Annotated in this window: 21 protein-coding genes and 1 tRNA gene; 13 read left to right on the top strand and 9 right to left on the bottom strand. The window is 65.0% G+C overall.

All coding sequences use genetic code 11. From position 1 onward, the window contains the following. Window positions 1–54: 54 nt before the first annotated feature. A complete protein-coding gene (gene ygfZ, locus AC1MLZ_RS09590) occupies window positions 55–786 on the bottom strand; it encodes a CAF17-like 4Fe-4S cluster assembly/insertion protein YgfZ (protein WP_480958240.1) in 732 nt (243 codons plus the stop codon). Between the two features lie 81 nt (window positions 787–867). Here ygfZ and pyrC point away from each other — a divergent pair, with 81 nt between their 5' ends. After that, window positions 868–1,905 (top strand): dihydroorotase, encoded by a 1,038-nt coding sequence (gene pyrC, locus AC1MLZ_RS09585; protein WP_480958239.1) that lies wholly within the window; start codon window positions 868–870, stop codon window positions 1,903–1,905. Between the two features lie 129 nt (window positions 1,906–2,034). Here the strand turns inward: pyrC and AC1MLZ_RS09580 are convergent, their stop codons facing one another. Beyond that, the gene (locus tag AC1MLZ_RS09580) at window positions 2,035–2,382 is read right to left on the bottom strand and encodes a hypothetical protein (RefSeq protein WP_480958238.1); all 348 of its coding nucleotides are present in this window, start codon (window positions 2,380–2,382) and stop codon (window positions 2,035–2,037) included. Between the two features lie 214 nt (window positions 2,383–2,596). Then, window positions 2,597–3,373: a DUF1134 domain-containing protein gene (locus AC1MLZ_RS09575; RefSeq protein WP_480958237.1), complete on the bottom strand. Its 777-nt coding sequence runs from the start codon at window positions 3,371–3,373 to the stop codon at window positions 2,597–2,599. A 171-nt stretch (window positions 3,374–3,544) separates the two neighbouring features. Here AC1MLZ_RS09575 and AC1MLZ_RS09570 point away from each other — a divergent pair. The 3 genes from AC1MLZ_RS09570 to AC1MLZ_RS09560 all read left to right on the top strand — a co-directional run bounded on the left by AC1MLZ_RS09570 (window position 3,545) and on the right by AC1MLZ_RS09560 (window position 4,423). Further along, window positions 3,545–3,637, top strand: a tRNA-Ser gene (locus AC1MLZ_RS09570). Between the two features lie 141 nt (window positions 3,638–3,778). After that, complete coding sequence (locus AC1MLZ_RS09565) at window positions 3,779–4,168, top strand: Arm DNA-binding domain-containing protein (RefSeq protein WP_480958236.1); 390 nt, start codon at window positions 3,779–3,781, stop codon at window positions 4,166–4,168. An 18-nt stretch (window positions 4,169–4,186) separates the two neighbouring features. Next, window positions 4,187–4,423, top strand: coding sequence for a hypothetical protein (locus AC1MLZ_RS09560; RefSeq protein WP_480958235.1), 237 nt, complete (start codon window positions 4,187–4,189; stop codon window positions 4,421–4,423). Between the two features lie 210 nt (window positions 4,424–4,633). Here AC1MLZ_RS09560 and AC1MLZ_RS09555 read toward each other — a convergent pair whose 3' ends face one another. Beyond that, window positions 4,634–7,426 (bottom strand): PAS domain-containing protein, encoded by a 2,793-nt coding sequence (locus AC1MLZ_RS09555; RefSeq protein ID WP_480958234.1) that lies wholly within the window; start codon window positions 7,424–7,426, stop codon window positions 4,634–4,636. Window positions 7,427–7,569: 143 nt separating this feature from the next. Here AC1MLZ_RS09555 and AC1MLZ_RS09550 point away from each other — a divergent pair, with 143 nt between their 5' ends. Beyond that, on the top strand, window positions 7,570–8,025 hold the full coding sequence (locus tag AC1MLZ_RS09550; RefSeq protein WP_480958233.1) for a response regulator: 456 nt from the start codon (window positions 7,570–7,572) through the stop codon (window positions 8,023–8,025). 1 nt (window position 8,026) lies between these two features. On the opposite strand, the gene AC1MLZ_RS09545 is transcribed toward AC1MLZ_RS09550, so the two are convergent. Beyond that, complete coding sequence (locus AC1MLZ_RS09545; protein WP_480958232.1) at window positions 8,027–8,437, bottom strand: response regulator; 411 nt, start codon at window positions 8,435–8,437, stop codon at window positions 8,027–8,029. 323 nt (window positions 8,438–8,760) lie between these two features. On the opposite strand from AC1MLZ_RS09545, the gene AC1MLZ_RS09540 reads away from it, so the two are divergent. Both AC1MLZ_RS09540 and AC1MLZ_RS09535 read left to right on the top strand, forming a co-directional pair. After that, window positions 8,761–9,450: an HWE histidine kinase domain-containing protein gene (locus AC1MLZ_RS09540; protein ID WP_480958231.1), complete on the top strand. Its 690-nt coding sequence runs from the start codon at window positions 8,761–8,763 to the stop codon at window positions 9,448–9,450. Next, entirely contained in the window at window positions 9,437–10,153 is a 717-nt protein-coding gene (locus AC1MLZ_RS09535; RefSeq protein WP_480958230.1) for a Crp/Fnr family transcriptional regulator, read from the top strand. The genes AC1MLZ_RS09540 and AC1MLZ_RS09535 overlap by 14 nt, the downstream gene beginning before the upstream one ends. 9 nt (window positions 10,154–10,162) lie before the next feature. Here the strand turns inward: AC1MLZ_RS09535 and AC1MLZ_RS09530 are convergent, their stop codons facing one another. Continuing rightward, window positions 10,163–11,464 carry a UDP-glucose dehydrogenase family protein gene (locus AC1MLZ_RS09530; protein ID WP_480958229.1) on the bottom strand — a complete coding sequence of 434 codons (1,302 nt, stop codon included), beginning with the start codon at window positions 11,462–11,464 and terminating at the stop codon, window positions 10,163–10,165. Between the two features lie 120 nt (window positions 11,465–11,584). Between AC1MLZ_RS09530 and galU the strand changes: the two genes are divergently transcribed. Beyond that, on the top strand, window positions 11,585–12,484 hold the full coding sequence (gene galU / locus AC1MLZ_RS09525) for a UTP--glucose-1-phosphate uridylyltransferase GalU (protein WP_480958228.1): 900 nt from the start codon (window positions 11,585–11,587) through the stop codon (window positions 12,482–12,484). Continuing rightward, window positions 12,481–13,581 (top strand): glycosyltransferase family 4 protein, encoded by a 1,101-nt coding sequence (locus tag AC1MLZ_RS09520; protein WP_480958227.1) that lies wholly within the window; start codon window positions 12,481–12,483, stop codon window positions 13,579–13,581. The genes galU and AC1MLZ_RS09520 overlap by 4 nt, the downstream gene beginning before the upstream one ends. Here the strand turns inward: AC1MLZ_RS09520 and AC1MLZ_RS09515 are convergent. Both AC1MLZ_RS09515 and AC1MLZ_RS09510 read right to left on the bottom strand, forming a co-directional pair. Beyond that, the gene (locus tag AC1MLZ_RS09515) at window positions 13,520–14,803 is read right to left on the bottom strand and encodes a glycosyltransferase (RefSeq protein ID WP_480958226.1); all 1,284 of its coding nucleotides are present in this window, start codon (window positions 14,801–14,803) and stop codon (window positions 13,520–13,522) included. The two genes, AC1MLZ_RS09520 and AC1MLZ_RS09515, sit on opposite strands and share 62 nt — an antisense overlap. After that, complete coding sequence (locus AC1MLZ_RS09510) at window positions 14,796–15,917, bottom strand: glycosyltransferase (protein ID WP_480958225.1); 1,122 nt, start codon at window positions 15,915–15,917, stop codon at window positions 14,796–14,798. Before AC1MLZ_RS09510 ends, AC1MLZ_RS09515 begins: the two co-directional genes overlap by 8 nt. A 103-nt stretch (window positions 15,918–16,020) precedes the next feature. Between AC1MLZ_RS09510 and AC1MLZ_RS09505 the strand changes: the two genes are divergently transcribed. After that, window positions 16,021–17,280, top strand: a complete 1,260-nt coding sequence (locus tag AC1MLZ_RS09505; RefSeq protein WP_480958224.1) for an acyltransferase family protein — start codon at window positions 16,021–16,023, stop codon at window positions 17,278–17,280. Further along, window positions 17,192–17,887: a hypothetical protein gene (locus tag AC1MLZ_RS09500; RefSeq protein ID WP_480958223.1), complete on the top strand. Its 696-nt coding sequence runs from the start codon at window positions 17,192–17,194 to the stop codon at window positions 17,885–17,887. The genes AC1MLZ_RS09505 and AC1MLZ_RS09500 overlap by 89 nt, the downstream gene beginning before the upstream one ends. Here AC1MLZ_RS09500 and AC1MLZ_RS09495 read toward each other — a convergent pair. After that, window positions 17,874–19,313 (bottom strand): lipopolysaccharide biosynthesis protein, encoded by a 1,440-nt coding sequence (locus AC1MLZ_RS09495; protein WP_480958222.1) that lies wholly within the window; start codon window positions 19,311–19,313, stop codon window positions 17,874–17,876. The genes AC1MLZ_RS09500 and AC1MLZ_RS09495 overlap by 14 nt on opposite strands. A gap of 97 nt (window positions 19,314–19,410) precedes the next feature. Between AC1MLZ_RS09495 and AC1MLZ_RS09490 the strand changes: the two genes are divergently transcribed. Both AC1MLZ_RS09490 and AC1MLZ_RS09485 read left to right on the top strand, forming a co-directional pair. Further along, a complete protein-coding gene (locus AC1MLZ_RS09490; protein WP_480958221.1) occupies window positions 19,411–20,913 on the top strand; it encodes a DUF6418 domain-containing protein in 1,503 nt (500 codons plus the stop codon). Beyond that, window positions 20,910–21,917, top strand: a complete 1,008-nt coding sequence (locus AC1MLZ_RS09485; RefSeq protein ID WP_480958220.1) for an endo-1,3-alpha-glucanase family glycosylhydrolase — start codon at window positions 20,910–20,912, stop codon at window positions 21,915–21,917. The genes AC1MLZ_RS09490 and AC1MLZ_RS09485 overlap by 4 nt, the downstream gene beginning before the upstream one ends. Window positions 21,918–21,924 lie beyond the last annotated feature (7 nt).

The raw sequence follows: 21,924 nt of genomic DNA, 5'->3' as shown, positions 1-21,924 counted from the left end.
TACCGCCCCTAGCAAATCTTCCCGCAGACGGGGAGGGGCGGCGGCAACCGGGTACTAAGCCGTCGCTTCGTCAGCCAGAGCGGCGGCGAGCCATCCCGGGATCAAGGCGTCGCCAAGTGCTTCGACGCGGCGATGTTCGATCATCAGGCCAAGATCGGGGTAGGTCGTGCGAGTACGGTTGCTGGGCTCGGTGAAGGGCGCGACGACGAGGCGGCGATTGACCTTCGAGCGGTGGTGCATCCGCGCAGTATTTTCCTGGCCGACGTAACACCCCTTGGTAAAGCTGACGCCGTTCAATTCGCGTGCGTTGCATTCGAGCCAGAGTGTTTCACCCGCGCCCAAGTCCGCGACGCCTTCGGGAACGCCCAGCGACAGGCGGTGCGCGTGCCACCCCGTCGCGGGCGTGGCTTCGGGAGCGAGCCAGCGATGACCGAGTTCTGCGAGGCGAGGGTCGGGGACGCCTTGCGCACCATCGGGCGACCAGTGGACCTTCAGCGCGTCGGGCTGGAGCGTGATCGCGCGGCGCAGGCGGTAAAGCGACAGGCGCTTGGTCAGTGCCCCGGCCTGCGCGGCTTCGACGTCGATCAGCACGTCGTCGCCGTCCGCCCACAGGATGAAATCGAACAGCGCCTTGCCCTGCGGTGAGAGCAATGCGGCCCAGGCCGGGTTGGCGGGGGTCAGCAGCGCGGTGTCGGCGGTGACCAGCCCTTGCAGGAAGCCCCGCACGTCTTCACCCGCGACGCGGATCACGCTGCGGTCGGCGAGCATCGTTCCAGGAGTTTCCATGATCACCACCTAGTGTGCCCAGCGCGATTTCCAAGCAGGCGACGTCTGGCATCCGGCGGCCGGCACCGATAGGAAGGCCGCATGACCGAGCGCCTCACGATCCGCCGCCCCGACGACTGGCACGTCCACCTGCGCGATGGCGCGATGCTGGAGGCGGTGGCGGGGCATACCGCGCGACAGTTCGCGCGCGCGATCATCATGCCGAACCTGACGCCGCCGGTGACCTCGATCGAGGCAGCCGAGGCGTATCGCGGTCGGATCATGGCTGCACTCGGAGACCGAGCCGACTTCACGCCGTTGATGACGTGCTATCTCACCGACGGCACCGATCCGGCGGAGATCGAGCGCGGCCATGCCGAGGGCGTGTTCACCGCATGCAAGCTGTACCCCGCGCATGCGACGACGAATTCGGCGCACGGCGTCACCGATATCCGCGCGCTGACCGGCGTGCTGGAGACGTTGCAGCGGATCGGCATTCCGCTGTTGATCCACGGCGAGGTGACCGACAAGTCGATCGACATCTTCGACCGCGAGGCCGTGTTCGTCGAGCGCGTGCTGACGCCGCTGGTGCGCGACTATCCCGGCCTGAAGATCGTGCTGGAGCATATCACGACCGCGGAAGCGGCGGCGTTCGTGGCGGAGGCGGATCATCCGATCGCCGCGACGATCACGCCGCAGCATCTGCTGATCAACCGCAACGCGCTGTTCGACGGGGGGCTCAGGCCGCACGCCTATTGCCTGCCGGTGCTGAAGCGCGAGACGCACCGGTTGGCGGTGCGGCGCGCGGCGGTGTCGGGATCGCCGCGGTTCTTTCTCGGGACCGACAGTGCGCCGCATGTCGTCGGGGCGAAGGAATCGGGCTGCGGCTGTGCGGGGATCTTCAACGCGCCGTTCGCCTTGGAGGCTTATGCGTGGGTGTTCGACGAAGAGGGGGCGCTCGACAAGTTCGAGGGCTTCGCGTCCGAGCACGGCGCGCGGTTCTACGGGTTGCCGTTGAACGAGGGGACGGTGACGTTGGTGCGCGGCGACGTCGAGGTGCCCGCGTCGATCGGCGCTGGGGATACGGCGGTAGTGCCGTTCCTGGCGGGGACCAATGTCGGATGGCGGTTCGAGGGCTAGGAGCGTAGCTCCGATCGCAGCATGCCCCTTATGCTCCGCCATCCTGGGCTCGACCCAGGACCAGAGCCACGAACGCCCATCAGCGTGGCTCTGGATCCCGACGTTCGTCAGGATGACGAACGATTGAAATTATGGCTGTGGGGCTGCCTTGAGCCGGTCCAGCCACAGCCGTGCTTCCTTCTGCTCGCCGACTGCGCTCGCGCTGACCGGGCCGCGCGCGGCGAAGAAGTCGCGGTGGAGATCGAAGGGGTCCAGCATCAGGCGCTCGCGCATCGAATCGATGTCGCTGCCCATCTCGGTGAGCGCGTCGATCGTGGGAGCGATCGCGGCGCGGACGCGGCGGTCCGGGGTGCGGTCGAACAGACCGAGCGAGCCGGACGCGGTCTTCTCCAGCGCCGCTATAAGCGTCTCGCGATATTCGGTTTCGAGGTCCTCGCGCTGGGCGTCGAGGCGGGCGAGGCGGTCGGGTTTTGCCATGGCGGTGGGGTAGCGCTTGGGGTGGGTGCGTCAACTGGTGCAACGCGCCTCGGGGAGCCGTGAATGGCCCGTGGTTTGGGCGCGCGCCGTGGGCAAAGTCTCCTTCGACTGCTTGCCAAGGCAGGCGCTCAGGACAGGCAACGTCGGACGGAGCTTCGCCCCGCCGGCCGGGCTTGTCGGAGTCAGCCGGGCGTGGCCGGCTGCTCGACTTCGCCTAGAACGGTAACCACCTGCTCTTGTGGGTCATGTTCATATACCCGACGTTGACACCCGCGCGCCAGCCGACGCCCAGGCGGATCGGGATCAGGACGACGTTGCCGCGGCGGAGGTAGGTCGCGGCGAAACCGCCTACCAGGTACAGGCGCCCTTCGACCGCGGGGAAGCGCTTATACAGTTCCTCGGTGTCGTACAGGTTGTAGACCAGCACGAAGACCTTGTTCGCGTCGCCGCCGATGTCGAAGCCGACCGATGGCCCGGTCCAATAGACCGGCTGCTGGCCTTCGACCTTGTGGCTCATGATCCCCGATCCGTAGCGCACGCCGAGGATGAACGCGCCCGATGCCTCGCGGCCGGCGATATAGGCGTTGGGCTGGCCCTGATCCTTGAGGATGTTTTCGAGAATGCCACCGAGCCCGGCCGCGCCCTTGCCGAACACGCCTTCGCCCGCAGCGAGCAGATCGTCGCGCTGATAGGTGTCGGCCGCCTGCATCGTGGCTTCGGCTCGCGTTTCCGGACGCTGGGTCGTCGTGACGGGCGGCGGCGTCGGCTCGACCGGCACGGTCTGGTCCACCGGTTGATCCGCGGGTCGCGATGGCTGCGTCGTCGTCTGTGCAGTCGACTGGCCGGCGCGATATTGCGAGGGCTGGGCGGAGAGGTCGCCGTCGATCGCCTGGTTGGGATCGATCGTGCGGACCTGTGCCGCCGCGATACCCGGCGCACCGCCGCACAAGGTGGCTGCAAGGACGCCAAGGCCAAGCCAGAAGCTACGCATGATCAACTATTCCCCAGAACGCGAATGCGCCCGCTGCGGCTAGGTAACCAAGATGCGCCTTGCCGCGCAATGAACGAACCACCGGCCCGTGTCGATTTCGCGTCGGAATAGCGCATTACAGCCGTTGCCCCGCCGCCCGACCCTCGCTATAGCCCCGCATCTGCTGCAGCCGGAGACGTGGGTGAGTGGCTGAAACCAGCGGTTTGCTAAACCGCCGTACCGGGTTTACTGGTACCGAGGGTTCGAATCCCTCCGTCTCCGCCAGCCCCTTCGCAGGGGGCCGCAAAAGTCCACCAATATCGACTTCTCCTGAGTACCGACACTTAGCCCGCCAGCCTGGCCACAGCCGTCCATAGGCCTCCGACGATTTGGAGGTACTGGAACGTGGTACTTTGGAGGCGCCCCGTGCTGAGTGATACGAAGGTTCGAGCGGCCAAGCCGCGCGAGAAATCCTACAAGCTGACCGACGCCGACCGCCTGCTCCTGCTATTCGCCCCCAGTGGCGGAAAGCTCTGGCGCTGGAATTACTCTTACGACGGCAAGCAGAAGAGCATGGCGTTTGGCGCCTATCCGCTCGTCGCGCTGGCCGACGCGCGGTGCAAGCGCGACGAGGCCTTTACCCTCCTGTGTGAAGGGCGGGATCCAGCCATCGCGCGGAAACTTAAGGTCGAGGAGATATCGAGGCCGGACGGCAGACGTTCGAGCGCGTCGCCCGTGAATGGCATGACGCAAGCACTTGGCCGTGCTCAGGGCCCTGTGGCCGACCGGGAGCGGCCACCTATTGTTCCCCAGTAATCGGCACACCATCGACCGATGAGCGAGAATGCAATCGGCTACCTGCTCAACCGCGCCGGCTATCATGGCCGTCACGTCCCGCACGGATTTCGCGCGGCGTTGTCCACGATCATGAACGAATGGGCTGAACGCCATGGCAAGGAGCATTACCGCAAGATCATCGACCAAGACTTCAGGCACGCGAGCCCCATCGGCACGGACAGTTCCTTGAACACTTGCCGAAAGCGGTGCCGTACCGGATCCACACGATTCTGACCGACAATAGCATCCAGCTTGCCGAGCAGCCGCGCAATCGTAACACCGCCTGGTCGCGTCAAATGCGCTTCGACATGATCTGCGAGGCAACGACATCGAGCACCGGCTCACCAAACCGAACCACCCTTGGACCCAATGGTCCGGCCGAGCGGACGAACCGTGCGATCGTGCGGATATATTCTAGATAGGGTAAAACCTGTCAGTTACGCGTCAGCTGTGCCGCGTATCGAGTGTGGTGCCCGATACCGGAACGGAAATTGTACAGTGCACTCCATCGGGGCCGTGCACATAAGTGGTTTTAGCGCCTAGTTGGTACGGGAGCGCGCGTTCGATGAGTTCGCGTCCCTGGCCGGTTCCTCGCGAGGCCACGCCGTTGGTTGGCATTTGCACGCCGCTCTCGCGCCAGTCCACATGCAGCCATGGCCGTCCGTCTGCGCCGGTATCCCCAAGCGACCAGGTAACGGTGAGTTGAGCCGCTGGCTGCCCCAGCGCGCCATATTTAACCGCGTTCGTCGCAAGTTCGTGTAGCGCCATCGCCAGCGTCTGCACGGTGGAGGAACGCAAACGGATACCCGAGAGACCGTCGAGCGTCACACGGTCGAGCGTGTCGTTCATGGCTGACAACTCGGTGCTGATCAGGTCGTCGAAGGTCACCCGATCGACATCGGTCAGCCGCGACAACAGGCCTTGAACCCGCGCCAGAGCCTCCAGGCGATCGCGAAACCGTGAACGGAAGTCGGAGAGGTCGGTGCTGGTCCTGGCCGTCTTGTCAGCCGTCGAGCGGACGAGGGCGATCAGGTTGCGGGTGCGGTGTTGCAGTTCGGCGACGAGCACGTTCTGGCGCTCCGCCCATTCGCGACGTTCGGTGATGTCGATCATCGCGCCCACCATCCGCAACGGGTGGCCGTGACCGTCGTAGAAGAAGCGGCCACGCGCGTAGAGCCATAGCACCGTTCCATTGGGGTGGAGGCTGCGGAACTCGTGCTCGAAATCGGTCTGCATATCCATCGCCAGACGAAGCGCGGCCTCCGCGCCCGCCATATCGTCAGGATGGACGCGTGCGAGCCATGCCTCGTAGCTCGGGACGATCTCGCCCACCTCATAGCCTTCGAGCAGGTAATGCTGATCCGACCAGATCACGTCGCCGGTCCGTATGTTCCAGTCCCACAGCGCTTGCTGACCCACCTCGACCGCGATGCGCAGTCGCTCCTCGCTTTCCTCCAGCCGCTGCTGCGCCTGCTTGATCTCGGTAATGTCCTGCCCGATGCCGCCAATTCGCTCGACCCGTCCGCCGGGGCCGTAGATCGGAAAATCGGTATCGCGCAGCCAGCGGATTTCGCCATCGGGCTGCCGGATACGGACCTCGAAGGTCACCTGCTCGCCATTCAGAACCCGTTTGATGCTAGTGAGCGCATGCGGTCTGTCTTCCTCGACGATCAGGTCGGTCCAGTTGTGAAAATTGTCACCCATGAACGCCTGACTGAGCGACAGTCCATATATCGATTCGAATCCCGGGCTGAGATACTCCCATTGGAGCGTCTCGGCGTCCTCGATCCACAGAATGTCGGACGAGGCGTCGCCGAACTGACGCAGGCGCGCCTCGCTCTCACGTAACGCGGTTTCAGCAAGCGCACGCTCGATGGCCGTCTTGACGCGTTCCCCAACCTCGCGGATCAGGGTGCGCTCGGCAGAAGTCCAGATTCGCGGGCTGGAACTCTGCGCGCCGAGGAAGGTTACCACGCCGTCGTCATGGAACAGCACGAGGTCGGCGAACGCGGCGATGGCGCGGGTTCGAAGCTCTGCGCGGCCCTGATCGTCCAACCGTACGTCGGCTCCGACGTCCTCGATCTCCACGAGCGCACCCGCTTGATATGCATCCAATAGGCCGGAGCCGAGTGGCTCGATCGCATAGTCGCCGACGATCGACGCCGCGTCGCAAGTATAGTTGTACGCCAAGTTCAGCACGCCGGCGGCGATCTTGCCGTACACGACGCGGTCCACTTTCAGTTGCTCGCCAAGGCCGTTTGCCGCCAGCGCCACGATCTCGTCTACGGTCGTCAGCAGCCGCAACGCGTCGGACAGGCCCAGCAGGTAAGCCTGGCGATCCTCGTTGTGTTTCCGATCTGTGAAATCCTGCGCGATCTTCAGATAGCCGCGCAGCTTGCCGCCTTGCTCCTTCAGCGCGATTGTCTGGCCGTCCAGGAACACGCGCGTCCCGTCCTTGCGCAAATGCCACCGCACATCTGCTGCCGTACCCCGCGCGCGCGCGCCCGATAGCTCGCGCTCGGGGATGCCCGCATCGCGATCCTCGCGGGTAAAGATCAGGTCGACCGACCGGCCGGTCACTTCCGCAGCCGACCAGCCGAGAATGGCTTCGGAGCCGCCAAGCCAGTCGGTGATCAGGCCATCCGCATCGCTGACGATCATTACATAGGCATGAGCGTTCTCGACGATCAGCCGCAAGCGTTCGTCGGCGGTCCTCAACGCCGCTGCGGTCTTCCGGCGATCGATGACGGGGCCTAGCACCATCGCATAGGTCTTGAGGAAATCGACATCGTCCTCGTCGAACGCGCGGGTCCGGCTGTCGTCGACCTGCAGGACGCCGTAGCGCTTGCGTCCGCGCAGCAGGATCGGGACGCTCACCAGCGCCACGATACCGTGATCCATAAGAAAGTCGGGGCAGACGAACCGTTGCCGATGCGCAAGGTCGTTGATGACGACCGGCTCGGTCTGTTCGATCGCGAACGCGTCGGACGTGTTCGCGCTCAGGCCGATGCGTTCGTGCCCGACAATGCCCGGGCGCCAACCGATGCCGGCGCGAACGAGCCCGGTATGCGTCGACGAGTCGATTTCCATGACCATGGCGAAATCGGTGCCTAGCGTATGTGCGATCAACCGGCAGGCTTCGTCGAGGATCTGGTCGAGGTCGTCGCGATCAAGTACAAAATCGCCGAAATCCGCCAGGACTCGCTGGCGTTCGGAATATTTGCCGCGATCGATCATGCCATTCCCAGCGGTTCGGTTGTTTCCGGTCCCTTGTGGGGCTGCTCGAAAGAACAATGCGAACACCAGACGGCCGGGAGTATGCTTACCAATACGTTAGCTGGATTGGACGAGGCAGCGACAACCTGGGTTAAGGCATCACGATGCGTTTAGTGTTCGGTATTCATGCCTGTACAAAAGAAATTGGGGGGGGCTTTGTCATGAACGATCTGGCGCACTGCCGAATCTTGCTGGTCGAGGACGAATATATGCTCGCGGCCGATCTTCAAAACGAGCTCGAAGATAGGGGCGCTACGATCCTCGGCCCCGAAGCGTCTGTGGAAGGTGCACTGCGTCGCGTGTTCGACGAAGCCCGGATCGACGCCGCCGTACTGGACGTCAACCTTGGCGGTGAGTTTGTTTTCCCCGTCGCCGACGCGCTGGTTGCGCGACAGGTGCCGTTCGTCTTTTCAAGCGGTTATCACGACGCGATCACGCGCGAACGGTATCCCGATGTCGTCAGTTGCGCAAAGCCGATCCACATGCCAACTTTGTTGCGGACCATCCATGACCTGCTGTCGAACCAGCGACGTGATGCCGTCAACAGTTCGACGTACTAGTCTATATAGCTGGACCGGACGCCGCAGGGCTGGCGGTTGTGCGCCTTCCTACAAGCTCTGTGAACGCTTCGATCAACAACTCCGGGCGAACCGGCTTGCCGAACACCAGCCGGTCGGCGAAACGATCCGGCAGCACGTCCCTGTCATAGCCGGTCGCAAACGCAAAGGGAACGCCGCGCTCCTGCAACGCGTCAGCCAGTTCGAAGACCAGCTCGCCGCGCAGATTGACGTCCAGCAACGCAGCATCGATTTGTCCCGTCCGCGCGATTATGGCGTGGGCCTGTTCTACGGTTGGCGCCGGTCCAAGGATCGCTGCGCCCATCTGCGATAGAATCTCCCGCGCTTCGTCGGCAAGGTAGTATTCGTCCTCGACAACCAAGATTTGGAGCCCCGTCAATCGATCATCGTTCATCGTTTATCGGTCCCCACTCTTTTATAATCTATGTTAGGGAGTGCAGTGCTGACTTGTACGAGTGCACTGTCCACGAATTAAGCATATTTAACAAGTTGGCTACGGGTAATATACGAACATACTTGATCTAAACGACCATTTGCGTTGTTCGTTGCATCGGCCGGCCTTATGCCGCGGACGATTCCACGAACGAGTAGCATGCTGTGACAGAACCAACGCCGATTGCGACTGATTCCGAAGGACGGGGGCAGTTGCCGCCATCCAAGCCGACGCCTTCGAACGCGGACGCGTCGCTGCAGGCGTTGCAGCAGGAAGTTCACACTTTGCGCCGGGCGCTCGCCGCCGCTGCCGTTCGCGAACGGGCGCTGACTTATGAACTCCAGCACCGGGTCCGCAACATGCTGGCCGTCATCCGGACGATCTATCGGCGCATGCTCGCCGGCAAAACGGCGCAGGACCAGTTCTCGTCCCATTTCGAGGACCGGCTCGATGCGATCGGGCGCTACCAGGCCGATATCGCGGGCGTGACGTCGGGCGGGGTCGAGTTGGAGGACATGGTCCGCGACGAATTGTTGACTGTACATTGCACGGACGGACCGGACTGCACGATCAGCGGACCGCGAGTGCACCTGTCCGGGAAATGGGTCGAACTGATGGGGCTGGCGCTGCACGAACTGGCGACCAACGCAGTAAAATTTGGCGCGCTGGCGCATGGCGGGGCGCTGCATGTCGAATGGACGGTGTCACCGGAGGAGGAGCAGTCGATCCTGCACTTTCACTGGAGGGAGTCCGGCGTACCGCTGATGTCCTCGGCTCCACGCGTGCCCGGGTTCGGGCAAGGCCTGATTGAAGACGCGTTACCGTATCAGTTCGGGGCGACGACGGTCTTCGCGCTTAAGCCTGGGGGCCTCGACTGCACGATAATACTTCCGTTGCCTGCCCGGCAAATGGCGGATGTAGAGCTGGAATGGCTAAGCGCGGCCGACCGGAGCGATATCGATGATATCGAGTAGTTCGGCCTCTGCACCGTCTCCCCTGCAAATACGGCTTGCGAAGCTGGCTCGGCTGGAGCCCTCGGTAATTACCGCACTAGCGGCGGCCGAACGCGATCGTCGCCGCTCGCCGGCCAAGCGGGAGATGGTCGCGGAGCGCGAATTGCTTCGCAAGCCGCGCGCGATCCTGAGCGGCTGGGCGTTCCAGCAGCGTATCCTGACCGACGGTCGCCGACAGATCCTCAACTTCCTGATCCCGGGCGACGTGATCGGGCTGCGGACTCACCGCGAGCCGATAGAGTCGTCGTCGATCGTCGCCGTGACCGAAGTGGTGACCTGCGCGGTTCCCGAGGCGGAGCCGGGGAGCGAACTGGCGGAAGCCTATGCGGTCAGCGCCGCGCTGGATGGCCATTACCTGGTGGCGCACGCGATCCGGCTCGGCCGCTTCACTGCGCAAGAACGATTGATCGACTGGTTTCTGGAGGTTCAGGGACGGCTCCAATTGACAGGAATTGGGACGGACGATCAGTTCCCCGTGCCTTTGACGCAGGAACTGCTGGCCGACCTGCTCGGCCTGACCAACGTGCACGTCAACCGCACGCTCAAGCTGTTGCAGCGGGAAGGGTTGGTGACCTCGCAAGGGGGTACGATCACGCTAAGCGACCAACCGCGACTGCGGTTGATGGTCGACTACCGCGCACCGCACCTCGTTCGGAACCGCTGATCGACGGTTTTACCGGCCAACCGCGACATAGGCGAACCCTGCCTGTTCGACGACCTCCCGGCGATACACGTTGCGCAAGTCGACGAGCACCGGGGACGCCATCGATGCTTTTAACCTGTCGAGGTCGAGGGCGCGAAATGCATCCCATTCGGTAACGACGACAGCGGCGTCAGCGCCCATGGCCGCGGCATAGGCGTCGTCACAATAGGTGAGATCGGGCATCACCGCGCGCGCCGCCGTCACGCCCTCGGGATCGCAGGCGCGAATAAGGACGCCGGCATCCGTCAGCGCGGCTGTAATGGCGATGCTGGGCGCGTCGCGCATGTCGTCGGTGTTGGGCTTGAAGGTCAGCCCGAACAGCGCGACGGTCTTTCCGCGCGGATCGTCGCCCAGCGCGGTCAACACCTTGCGACCCATCGCGCGCTTACGCCTTTCGTTTACCGCGACGACGGCCTCGACGATGCGGATCGGCGAACGATGCTCCTCCGCCGTCTTCAACAGCGCGAGGGTGTCCTTGGGGAAGCACGACCCGCCATAACCAGGGCCGGCGTGCAGGAATTTCTTGCCGATCCGGTTGTCCAGGCCGATCCCGCGGCTGACGTCCTGTACATCGGCGCCAACCGCCTCGCACAGATCGGCGATCTCGTTGATGAAGGTGATCTTGGTCGCAAGGAACGCGTTGGCGGCGTATTTGGTGAGTTCCGACGTCCGCCGATCGGTAAAGAGGATCGGCGATTCATTGATGAACAACGGACGATAGATCGCGCGCATTACGTCGCGGGCGTGGGGGTCGGTGGTACCGACGACGATCCGGTCGGGCCGCTTGAAATCGTCGATCGCCGCACCTTCGCGCAGGAATTCGGGGTTCGACACGACGGGCACGGCCAGTTCCGGGCGATGTTGCCGCAGGATCGCCTCGACCCGGTCGCCGGTGCCGACCGGTACGGTCGATTTGGTGACGACGATCGTCGGGCCGGTGATCGTCGCGGCGATCTCCTCGGTCGCAGCCATCACATAGCGCAGGTCGGCGTGACCGTCGCCGCGCCGCGCCGGCGTGCCGACCGCGATGAAGATCGCATCGGCGCCGGCCACCGCGGTCGCCAGGTCCGTCGTGAAGGTCAGCCGCCCGGCAGCGACGTTCTGCGCGACGAGATTTGCCAGGCCCGGCTCGTAGATCGGCATCCGCCCGGCTTCGAGGGCGGCGATCTTCGCCTCGTCCTTGTCGACGCAGATGACAACGTGCCCGAAGTCGGCGAAGCACGCCCCCGATACCAGGCCGACATAGCCCGAGCCGATCATTGTAATGCGCATGGATGTTACACTCGTTATCGTTCGGCGCGGGGATGACAGGTCCGGCTCGCCCGGAAGCCATCCTTTGATGGGTGCCCGACCGGGGAACACGATATTGCCGCGCCATACTCAATCGTGGAGATGGCGATGAAACCCGTACGCAAGGCAATCTTCCCAGTGGCGGGGCTGGGGACGCGCTTCCTGCCCGCGACCAAGGCCATTCCCAAGGAAATGCTGCCCGTCGTCGACAAGCCGCTGATCCAATATGCGGTCGAGGAAGCGATCGAGGCGGGGATCGAGCAGATCATCTTCGTCACCGGTCGCAACAAGGGCGCGATCGAGGATCATTTCGACATCGCGTATGAGCTGGAGGACACGATGCGCGCGCGCGGCAAGTCGCTGGCGCCGATCAGCGGGATCCGCATGCAGCCGGGCAGTCCGGTCTATGTCCGGCAGCAGGAGCCGCTGGGCTTGGGGCATGCAGTGTGGTGCGCGCGCGACATCGTCGGCGACGAACCATTCGCGGTATTGCTGCCCGACGAGTTGATGGTCGGCAGCCCCGGCTTTCTCGCGCAGATGGTCGCCGCCTATGCGCGGGTCGGCGGCAATCTGGTCGGCGCGCTCGCCGTGGCAAACACAGAGACCGATAAATACGGCATTATCTCACCCGGCAGGCGGGACGGCGCGCTGACCGAGGTGACCGCGCTGGTCGAGAAGCCGGCGCGCGGGACGGCACCGTCGAACCTGATGATACCCGGTCGCTATATCCTTCAGCCCGAGATCATGGACATTCTGGGGCGGCAGGAAAAGGGCGCGGGGGGCGAGATCCAGCTGACGGATGCGATGTCGCAACTGATTGGCCGACAGCCATTCCACGGGGTGACCTTCGACGGCGAGCGGCACGATTGCGGCGACAAGACCGGCTACGTGCAGGCTAATTTCGCGCTGGCACTGGCGCGCGGCGATATCGGCCCTGCGGTGCGCGCGTTTGCCAGCAACCTGATTGGCACGGTCGACGTCCAGATCGCGCGCGCAGCTTGATTGGGCAGGCGGGTAGGCCGCGACTGTTCCTGAACGGCAAATTCTATTCCGGCGCCACCAACGGCGTCAGCCGCGTGGCCGACCGGCTGATCCGCGAGCTCGACCGGCTTGCGGTGGCGGGGGGGGCACCCGCGGCCTGGGACATGCGATTGCTGCTGCCGAGGACGCGGAACTGGGCGCCGCCATTCGAAGCGATCATGCCCGTGCCGCAGTGGCGTGGGCATAGCCAGGCGTGGGAACAGTTCGGCTTGCCGATCGCGGCACGCGGCGGCGTGCTCGCCAGCTTCGCGAACCTCGCGCCCGGCTTCCACGGAAACAAGCTGACGATGGTGCATGACGTGCAGTTCCGGCTGTCGCCGGAAAGTTATCCCGCCAAGCTGCGATGGGGCTATCGCCTGCTGGTGCCGCGAGGCGCACGATCGAGCCGGACGGTGCTGACCGTTTCGGATTATGCGCGCGACAGTCTGGCCACGTTCGGGGTCGCCAGCGCCGAGGCGACACGGGTAATCCACAACGGCGCCGACCACATTCTCGAAACAGCGGCTGATCGCATGGTGCTGGAGCGGCATGGACTGATATCGGGCGGTTACGCGGTGATGTTCGGATCGGTTGCTGCGTACAAGAATGTCGCCGTGGTCTTTGCTGCGTTCGCGCGTGCCGAACTTGCCGGGGTGCAACTGGTGGTGATCGGGCCGTCGCGTGCAACGCTGGAGGCGGCGCAGCTGACGCCGCCAGCGGGCACAATCTTCGTCGGTGGGATCGACGACGCCGGGCTGCGCGCACTGTACGAACAGGCGCATTGCCTTCTTTATCCGTCTCGCACCGAGGGCTTCGGCCTGCCGCCGGTCGAGGCGATGATGTGCGGATGTCCGGTGATCGCGGCGCCCGCGGGTGCGATCCCCGAAGTCTGCCGCGATGCGGTGATCTATGCCGGCGTCGACGACGCGCAGGAGTGGGCGCGCGCGGTTCTGGCCTTGCGGGAGCCGGGCTTGCGCGCCGCAAAGATCGCCGGAGGGCAAGCACGGGCGCGCGACTTCAGCTGGGCTGCGGCGGGGGCCAAGCTTGCAAGCGTATTGACGGATTTGATCGAGCGCTGACCCGGCGGTCGGTTGCGCGAAGGTCGAGGCCGAACTGGCTTTCGGCGAGTCCCAGCAGCCGGGCGGCGTGACGCTCCGGCGACAGGAACGTTCGCAACCTGTCCCGCAGCGGCGTCGCTTTGGCCGCAGCGGCGCGCATCATGCCGAGCTTGGCGGCAAGGTCGCCTGGCACCTCGGGATCGAAGGTCGCGCCGCCGCCGAACCGCCGCACCAGTTCGGCAGAACCGGCGCGGCAAGAAACCAGTACCGGAACGCCTGCGGCCATCGCCTCGGGCACGACCAACCCCCAGGTCTCGTGCCACAACGACGGCAGCACGACGACGCCGCAGGACCGCATCGTTTCCGCCATCGTATCGCGTGGTGCCCATGCGCGGTGTTCGACGCCCGGCGTATGCGTCAATGTCGCTTCCAGGGATCCCTGACCGACGAACAATCCGGTCAGCCCGTCGGTGGCGAGCGTGTCGACCAAGGCGACGATGCCTTTGTCCATTTCGAGGCGACCAAAATATCCGACGTCGTAGTGTGGCGCTGGAGGTGGGGGAGAGGCCGTGGCGGTGATGGCCAGCGGATTGTAAAGGATTGCATGGCGCTCGCCAGGCAGCAACGGCGCGGCCGTGCGATGCGCTAGCTCGGAGAGATGCAGGAACAGCCGCCGCGTCGGTGGCGATCGGGTCCCGACCTGGCGCACCGCCTGGCGCACGACGCGTCCGATCTTGCGGACGCGACCCTGGCGATCGCAGTCCGCCGCTATACACCGCGCGCCCATGGGACGCCGGTCGCACGGACGTTCCTCCTGGAAATCGTAATAGAGCCCGTTCGGGCAGGCCCAGAAATAATCATGCATGTAGATCATCGTCGGGAAGCGATCGACGACCGCCAGCGCCGCAGGCGACAGGTAGCGCGTCCATTGGTGCAGAATGATCAACGTCGTGTCGGGGTTCTCGTCCGCCAGTTCGTGGGCGAGCGCGGTGCGTGCGGCAGGATTGTAGATCCCTTTCAGCATGCCGGCCGCCTGTCCGGCGCGTAAGTCGCTGCCGCCGAGCGTCGCGAACCGCCCGCCCTCGATCGGCGGCGGCGTGCCGAACCCCGCGACGACCCGGACATCGGCGCCTGCCGCGCGCAACGCGCGGTAGCTGTCGAGCGCGGCATGTCCGGCACCGCCACTGCTGGCACCTTCGCCGCCGATATAGTCCGATATTATGATCGCGCGGCCGCTACGCATGCGCAGCCGTCATGCGGTTGGCCGGAAGCGGGTCGGGCAGGGACGCCAACTCTTCATAGACCGCGTGCAACTCGTCGTTCATGCGGCGCGCAGTGAACATTGCCTCATAACGCGCGCGACCGGCTGCGCCCATTGCCTGCCAGGCCGCGCGATCATGAAGGGTCAGGGCGGTCATCAACCGTTCGGGATTGTCTGGAACGACGAGATGCCCGGTGACGTTTTCCACGACGATCTCGCGCAAGCCGCCCACTGCGGAGGCCACCACTGCGCACCCGCCGCGCATAGCCTCTAGCGCGACCAGGCCGAAACCTTCCCAGCGCGACGGAATGACCACGACGTCGGCCGCTGCGATCTCGGTCGCGACCTCGGACAGCGAACGCCAGCCGAGATATTCGACTTGTGAACTGTGCGGGCGCGGCGCGGTAGCGGGCCCCGCTACCGCCTTGCCGATCACCCGCACCGATACACGATCGCGGATCGGGTCGACCGCGTCGAGCAGGGTGTCGAACCCCTTCTGTGTGTCGAGCCGCCCGACGAACAGGACGCGAATCCGATGATCGTTCCACCGGGCCGACCGCGCCGGGGGCTGGTCGTCGATTCCATTGAGTACGACGGCGAGCCGTTCGGGATCGATGCCGATACGGAGCGCCTCGAGATGTTCGTGGTTGGAAATGAGCACGATGCGGTCTGCCGACGGTGCTAGGTTGCGTTCGATGCTTTCGATCAGCCGGTTTTTCAAGCCGGTGGACTTGCGGTCGAACGCCCAGCCGTGCGGGCAATAGACGATCCGGAACGGCGGGCGCCTCCAGCCATAGAGCAGCCGCAGAACACCGCCGGCAAAACTCGAATGGGCATGGACGATGGTTGGTTTGAACCGGGCGATCTGCTGCCGGATCGATGACGCCAGCCGGAACACGCCCAGCGCCGAGCGGTTTTGGCGGCGCCATGTCACGAGCAGGCGGCGGTCGACCCCGGTGACATGGGCAGCGTGCTGGCTGGGGATCAGCGCCCGGACATTGTCGCTGCCATATCGCCGAGCTTGATCGCCAAGGATCTCCGCGAGGTAGGTCCCGACCCCGCCCTTGGCGGATTCGGCAAGGTGGAGAATCTTCATCATGCCCTCGGTGTTTTACAGAAGTCGATCCGTAGGAGGCGGGGCTGGGCGGCACTGCGTCAATTGAGGCAGGCGCTTGGGCGACGCTGTGGTCGAACGACGCATGGACGAACGGCCCGATGCCCTGAACACACGCGTACGAGCAGCAACGCCGCCGCTGCCGCACCACACGCTATGGACCGTGCAGGTCCTGCGCGGGGTCGCGGCGCTGATGGTAGTTCTCGGCCATAGTCAAAGCGCGGTCGGCGCCGTTGTCGCATCCGATGGACAGGTGTTCGTACGGTCGACCTTGGTGCCTTGGGGCGCAGGCGTGGACCTGTTCTTCGTAATTTCCGGGTTTATCATCGTGCACGCGTCGGGGCGGCTGTTCGGGCGTGCGGGCGCACGGCGCGATTTCGTCACGCGGCGGCTGATCCGGATCGTGCCGCTCTACTGGCTGGTAACGACGCTGTTCCTCGCCTTGCTCGCCGTCGCGACGCTGAAGGGCGGCGACCGGTTCCCGAGTTCGCTTGCAATCCTGGCCTCCTATGCGTTTCTGCCCGCGGATACTTACGGCGAAGGCCGGCTGTTTCCGGTCTTCGATCTTGGCTGGACGCTGAATTACGAGATGCTGTTCTACGCGCTGCTGGGGCTGGTCGTCGCGTGGCCGCGGCATAGGGCTCTGGTGACGCTCGGCGTCATGCTCGCGCTGCTCGTCGCGGTCGGGCAAGCCGCGCCGCTACCGGCAGCCTTGTGGTTCTGGACCCGGCCGATCATTCTAGATTTCGGGTTGGGCGTGGTGATCGGGGCGCTGGTTGCGCGGCGTCTCGTACTGCCGCCTTCGCTGCGGCTGGCCATTGCCGTCGTCGGGATCACGGTGCTCCTGGCGGACCCGGCGCATGTGTTCGACGAGCCGGTCGGCATGACCGTCGCCAATGCCTGGCCGCGCGTGTTGTTCGCGGGCATTCCGGTGGCGGCCGTGCTGGCGGCCGCGCTGCTCGGGCCGGAACCGCGCATGCCGCAGGTGGCGGCGCCGTTCACCCGGGTCGGCGACGCGTCCTATTCGCTATACCTGTTTCACCCGTTCGCGCTGATAGCGATGGAAAAGGCCGCACAGAAGCTGCCGGTGGTGCGTGAAGCGCCCGGGTGGTTGCTGGTCCTCGTCACGGTAACGGCAGCGATCGCGCTGGCGCTTGCCGTCTATCGCTGGGTCGAACGGCCGATGACCCGTGCGCTCACCATGAAATTTGCCCCGCGCCGATCCGACGCATTCTCCACCGTAGAGGACCCCTCGCATGACGAACCTACGCCAGCAATTTCGTCGCCTGACCGGAAAACCAAGCGTGTTCCAGCCGGAGCCGGCGCTGGAAGTGATCTATCGTGACCTGTTCCTGCGCGAGTTGGCGTTGCTGGGCGAGGAGGACCGGTTCTATCCGACCGGCGGGGCCGCCAACTACAGCCTGTTGTACCTGATCCTCCGTCTCGGTAGCGAATTCCGCCCCGCGTCGGTGCTCGACATCGGGGCGGGACAGAGCACCTTGTTATGGGCGATGCTGCAGCGGCGCGGGTTCGTCGGCAACCTGCTGACGCTCGAGAACGACGCCGAATGGGCCGCGCGGATCGGTGCTCAGGTCACGCACGAGATCCTGGTGACACCGTTGCAGCCAATGCGAATCGGGCGGCGTACGATCACGACCTATGACTGGGCCACGGTGAAGCAGGGGCGCAGCTTCGACGTCATCGTCTGCGACGGGCCACGTGGAACGCCACGGGATTCGCGTAGTGGCATCCTGTCGATGATCGATGGCCTGCCGCAGGATTTCGCGCTGGTGCTCGACGATACGGAACGCGACGGCGAGCAGGACACCGTCGCGCTGGTCCATGACCGCTTACACGCGGCGAAACATGATTATGCGGTCGGTGTCGTCCGTGCGGCAAAGACGCAGGCGGTGTTCGCCGGCGGGCGCTTCCTGCCGGCTACGTTCCTGTAACCGACGCCGCCGGCGCGCCGCGCGCCAGCATCACTGCCAGCGTCGCGCGGACATGAACGTGGAAAGCGGCGTAGCAGGCGAGCACCACCGCGCCGTAGATCGCGCTGGCGCCCGCCCAGCCGAGCCAGCTTACCGGATGCGTGCCGGTCGTGACCGCGACCGCGAGCACGCCGGCGCCGCTAGCCAGCATGGCAGGCGCCAGCGCATCGGCCAGCCGTCGCAGCCCCAGCCCGGTCAGCGTGACGATCAGCGCGATGAAGGCGAAGCTGAGCAGCGTGACGACCAGCGTGTACGCATGGACCAAGGCGGTCAGCCCATAGGGGAGCGCCAGGACGAAGGTCGCGACCAGCACGAGGGTATTGATCACTGTCAGGACGAACTGCGCCCGCGCGCGACCCGCGACCATCAGCAGCGCGCCGTTATAGGACGCGATCGCCTGCAGCGCACCGGCCGGTGCGAGCCAGGCGACGATGCCCGGCACCGCGGCCCAGCGATCCGACAGCAGTGCGCCGACCGGAAAGGCTAGCCCGAACGTCAGGTACAGCATCGCCGGCACGACGACGAGCGCAGTGGCGGACAGCACGCTTTCGACCATCGCCCTGGCGCGCTCGCCATGCGGATCCTGGTCGCGCAACGTGGCGAGCAGGATCGCGCTGGTTGGCCAAGTGATCGCCATCAGCGGCGCGAGCATGAACTGATAGGACAGGCCATAAACTCCGACCGCTGCCGCGCCGAGCGAAGCGCCGATCAGCAGATTGTCGCTGTTGCGCGACAGGAAGTTCAGGATGTTGCTGGCCAGCACCCAGCCGCCGAACGACAGCAGCTGCCCGAGCCGACGGAATTGCAGGTTGGGGCTGAGCTCGCGCCGCACGGTCCACCAGAACGCGGCAAGGCGCAGCGTCTGGACCAGCATATTGTACAGCACCAGCGACCAGACGCCGGCGCCATGCCACGCCGCGAAAATGCCGACGGTGGCGGAGACGGCGATCGCGACCGCCTCGATCCGAGCGATGTGGGCGTAGCGAAGTTCGCGCTCGAGCAGAGCGCGCGGCGTTGCGGCCGAGATCGATAGAACGACCACTCCCGCCATCGCAGCCATGACGGGCGCCAAGCCGCGCATGCCGATCGCGTGCTCCAACGGCCAGGCACCGGCGACCAGCAGCGTCGCGCAAACGAGGCCGCCGAGCATCATCGCGCCCATCGCAGCCCCCGCTTCGATGCGCGACAGCGATGGCGCGCGCGTGATCGCGCTGGTCATCCCGAGATCGGTCAACATCGCGACAAGCACCACGAACGGCGTCGTGAACACGACCAGCCCATAATCGGCAGGCGACACGAACGCCGCGATTGCGATGTTCATCCCGAACTGGATGGCGTTGCGGTACAGGCTGAGCCCGGACATCGAGAGTATGTTCTTGCCTAGCACGTCGGGGCCTCCTGCCAGGCCGCCCTGACCATGGCAGTGCGGCGGCGCATGCCTCAAATGAGGCACCGGGCGGCAGATGCGCGCCGTAATCGGGGGCATGGCCAATCCAACGGGTCGCGGCGTGTTCGCAGCGACAGACCATCACACGCCGACGACCAGACCGGTACCATTCGGCGGCATCGTGGCGATCGCGGCCGCGCTGGCACTGAACTGGATGCTCGCGTCCACGCTCGTCAGCCCGATCTTTTCGTGGACCTCGTTGCTGCTGTTCGGCTTCCTCTTGCTACTGATCGGTCGGATCAGTGCCGCCGGGCTGATCCTGCTGTTGCCGCTGGCCATCACGCGCCTCGCGACGCTTGTGTCGCTGTTGGTGATCGAGGCCGGCGCCTACATGCCGGAGGTCAACCGGCTCGGCGAACCGGGCGATGCGAGCGCGTCGTTCGTAGCGTTCACGTCGATATTCTTCCTCGTCTTCGGACTGGTGTTCCGGTGGTTCGAGCGGGCCTTTCTCACCTATGTCCGCTCGCCGATGCTCGACGAGCTGGTCGCCTTGCTCGGCTGGCCGGTCGTGTTGTTGTGCATGGTGCTCGGCGGGCTAGCCTTCCTGCACGGATTGCAGGGCGGATTTCCCTTGCTCGAGGGTATCGACCGCTTCCTGTACCGCCGGGAATATAGCAGCGGGCTGGTCCTGATCCTGCTCGACAACAAGTTCCTGTTCGCAGCGATGCTGGGCGCCGTGGCGTTCGCGCCGCGGCACCAGCCGGTGCTGAGGACCGCGGCGATCCTGACGTTCCTGGGACTGACCGGCCTGTACTTCCTGTTCGGCGACAAGTTCTTCACGATCCTGGCCGAGGTCGCGTTCTTCGCGATGCCGCTGCTGCTGTCGCGGCAGGGCAGGCTGGCAGGGACGATGATACGGCTGGCGGTGCCGGTCGGCGCGCTGCTGTGTGCCGCGCTAGGCGCGACGCTGTATATCTATTCTGGCTATGGCCGGTTGCCGCTCGACCGTACTGTGACGTTGGTGGGCGAGCGCATCGCGGGGCAGGGCGAACTGTGGTTCGTCGCCAGCCGCGATGCGCGGCGCGTGACCAACTGGGACTCGCATCTTGTCAACGGCAACGTCCAGACGCTGGGCGCCAAATCACCGCCGGCCGCGGCCTTCGCCAACGGCGTCGAGACCTATTATTTCATCCAGCGCTACTCGCCTGCCAAGCTTGCCGACAGCTTTCGCAAGAACCAGGGTTGGGTGCAGCTGACGATGGGTACCGAGGCGCTGGCGCTGGTGATGTTCGGGTATCTAGGTGTAGCCGCGGTGATGGTGGTGCTCGGCGTGCTTGCCGCGTTCGCCGCACTGTATCTGCGCCGGGCCTTCGAATCGCGGTTTCCGCTTAGCCTGTTCCTGGCGGTGTGGGTGTTTCTCCAGGTGTATTTCTCCGCGCAGCAGGCGTCGCTGTGGAGCGTCGCGGCACCCGGTCAGATCAATCGCGTGCTGCTGTTCGTGACCATCGAGATCGTCCTGCTCGCGATCAATCGCGCTCAGATCCTGTCGGCGCTGAGCCGCGGTCGCGCGGCATTCTTCGCAAGGGAGCGATCGGCATGATTTCCAGGCGGACGATCATCGGTGCAGGCATCGGTGGGAGCTTGTTGGCTAGCGCACCCGCAATCGGGGCCGCCCCGCGCCGCTATCCGCGACAGGTGCTGGCCTTTTATTACCCCTGGTACGGTAATCCCAAGACGAGCGGACGCTGGTTCCATTGGCAGGGGCCGCACGGCGAAGCGCCGCGGCAGAGCCCGACGTTCAACCATCCGACGCTCGGCACCTATGACAGCCACGACCCGGCGGTGGTCGCAGCCCATATCGCGCAGGCCAAGGCGGCCGGGCTCACCGGCTTGATCGTCAGCTGGTGGGGACCGGCGTCGTTCGAGGACAAGGCAATGCCTGCGATCCTCGCGGCCGCGCAGGAGGCGGGGTTGAAGGTTACGGTCTATCTCGAACAGCAGAAGGACGGTGCGGCGGGCGCGGCGCGTGACATCGCGTACCTGACCAGCACGTATGGCGCGCACCCGTCCTGGCTGCGGGTCGACACGCGACCGGTGCTGTTCCTCTATCTGCAGGCGCTGCGCGACCTGCCAGCAAGGGATTGGCGGAAGGCAGCGGGGCGGGCGTTCCTGGTCGGCGACGTTTCGCCGCGCGAAACCGCGCAATTCGCGGCCTGGGCGCCGTTCATGGACGGCATCCACGTCTATGTCCTTGCCCCTTATGTGAAGGGGATGACGCCGCCGCAGATGGCGGCGTGGGCGAACCGAACCTATCCGGCGTGGAAGACGCAGGTCGCCGACCGGCTGTTTTGCGCGACCGTCATACCCGGCTTCGACGATACCCGTGTTCCCGGCAGGCCTCAGCCACGACCGACGGTCGAGCGGCACGACGGCCAGACCTACCAGACGCTCTGGGACGCCGCGATCCGGTACGACGCGGACTGGGTAGTCATTACCAGTTTCAATGAATGGCACGAGGGTTCGGAGATCGAACCATCGCGCGAACATGGCGACCGGTATCTAAAACTGACCTCTTCGGCCGCGCGCCGTTTCATGAAGGGCTGAACCACTC

Source organism: Sphingomonas sp. PEI4 (assembly GCF_056679955.1).
The sequence above is the reverse complement of the archived record's forward strand: the minus strand, read 5'-3'. Positions and strand labels throughout refer to the sequence as shown.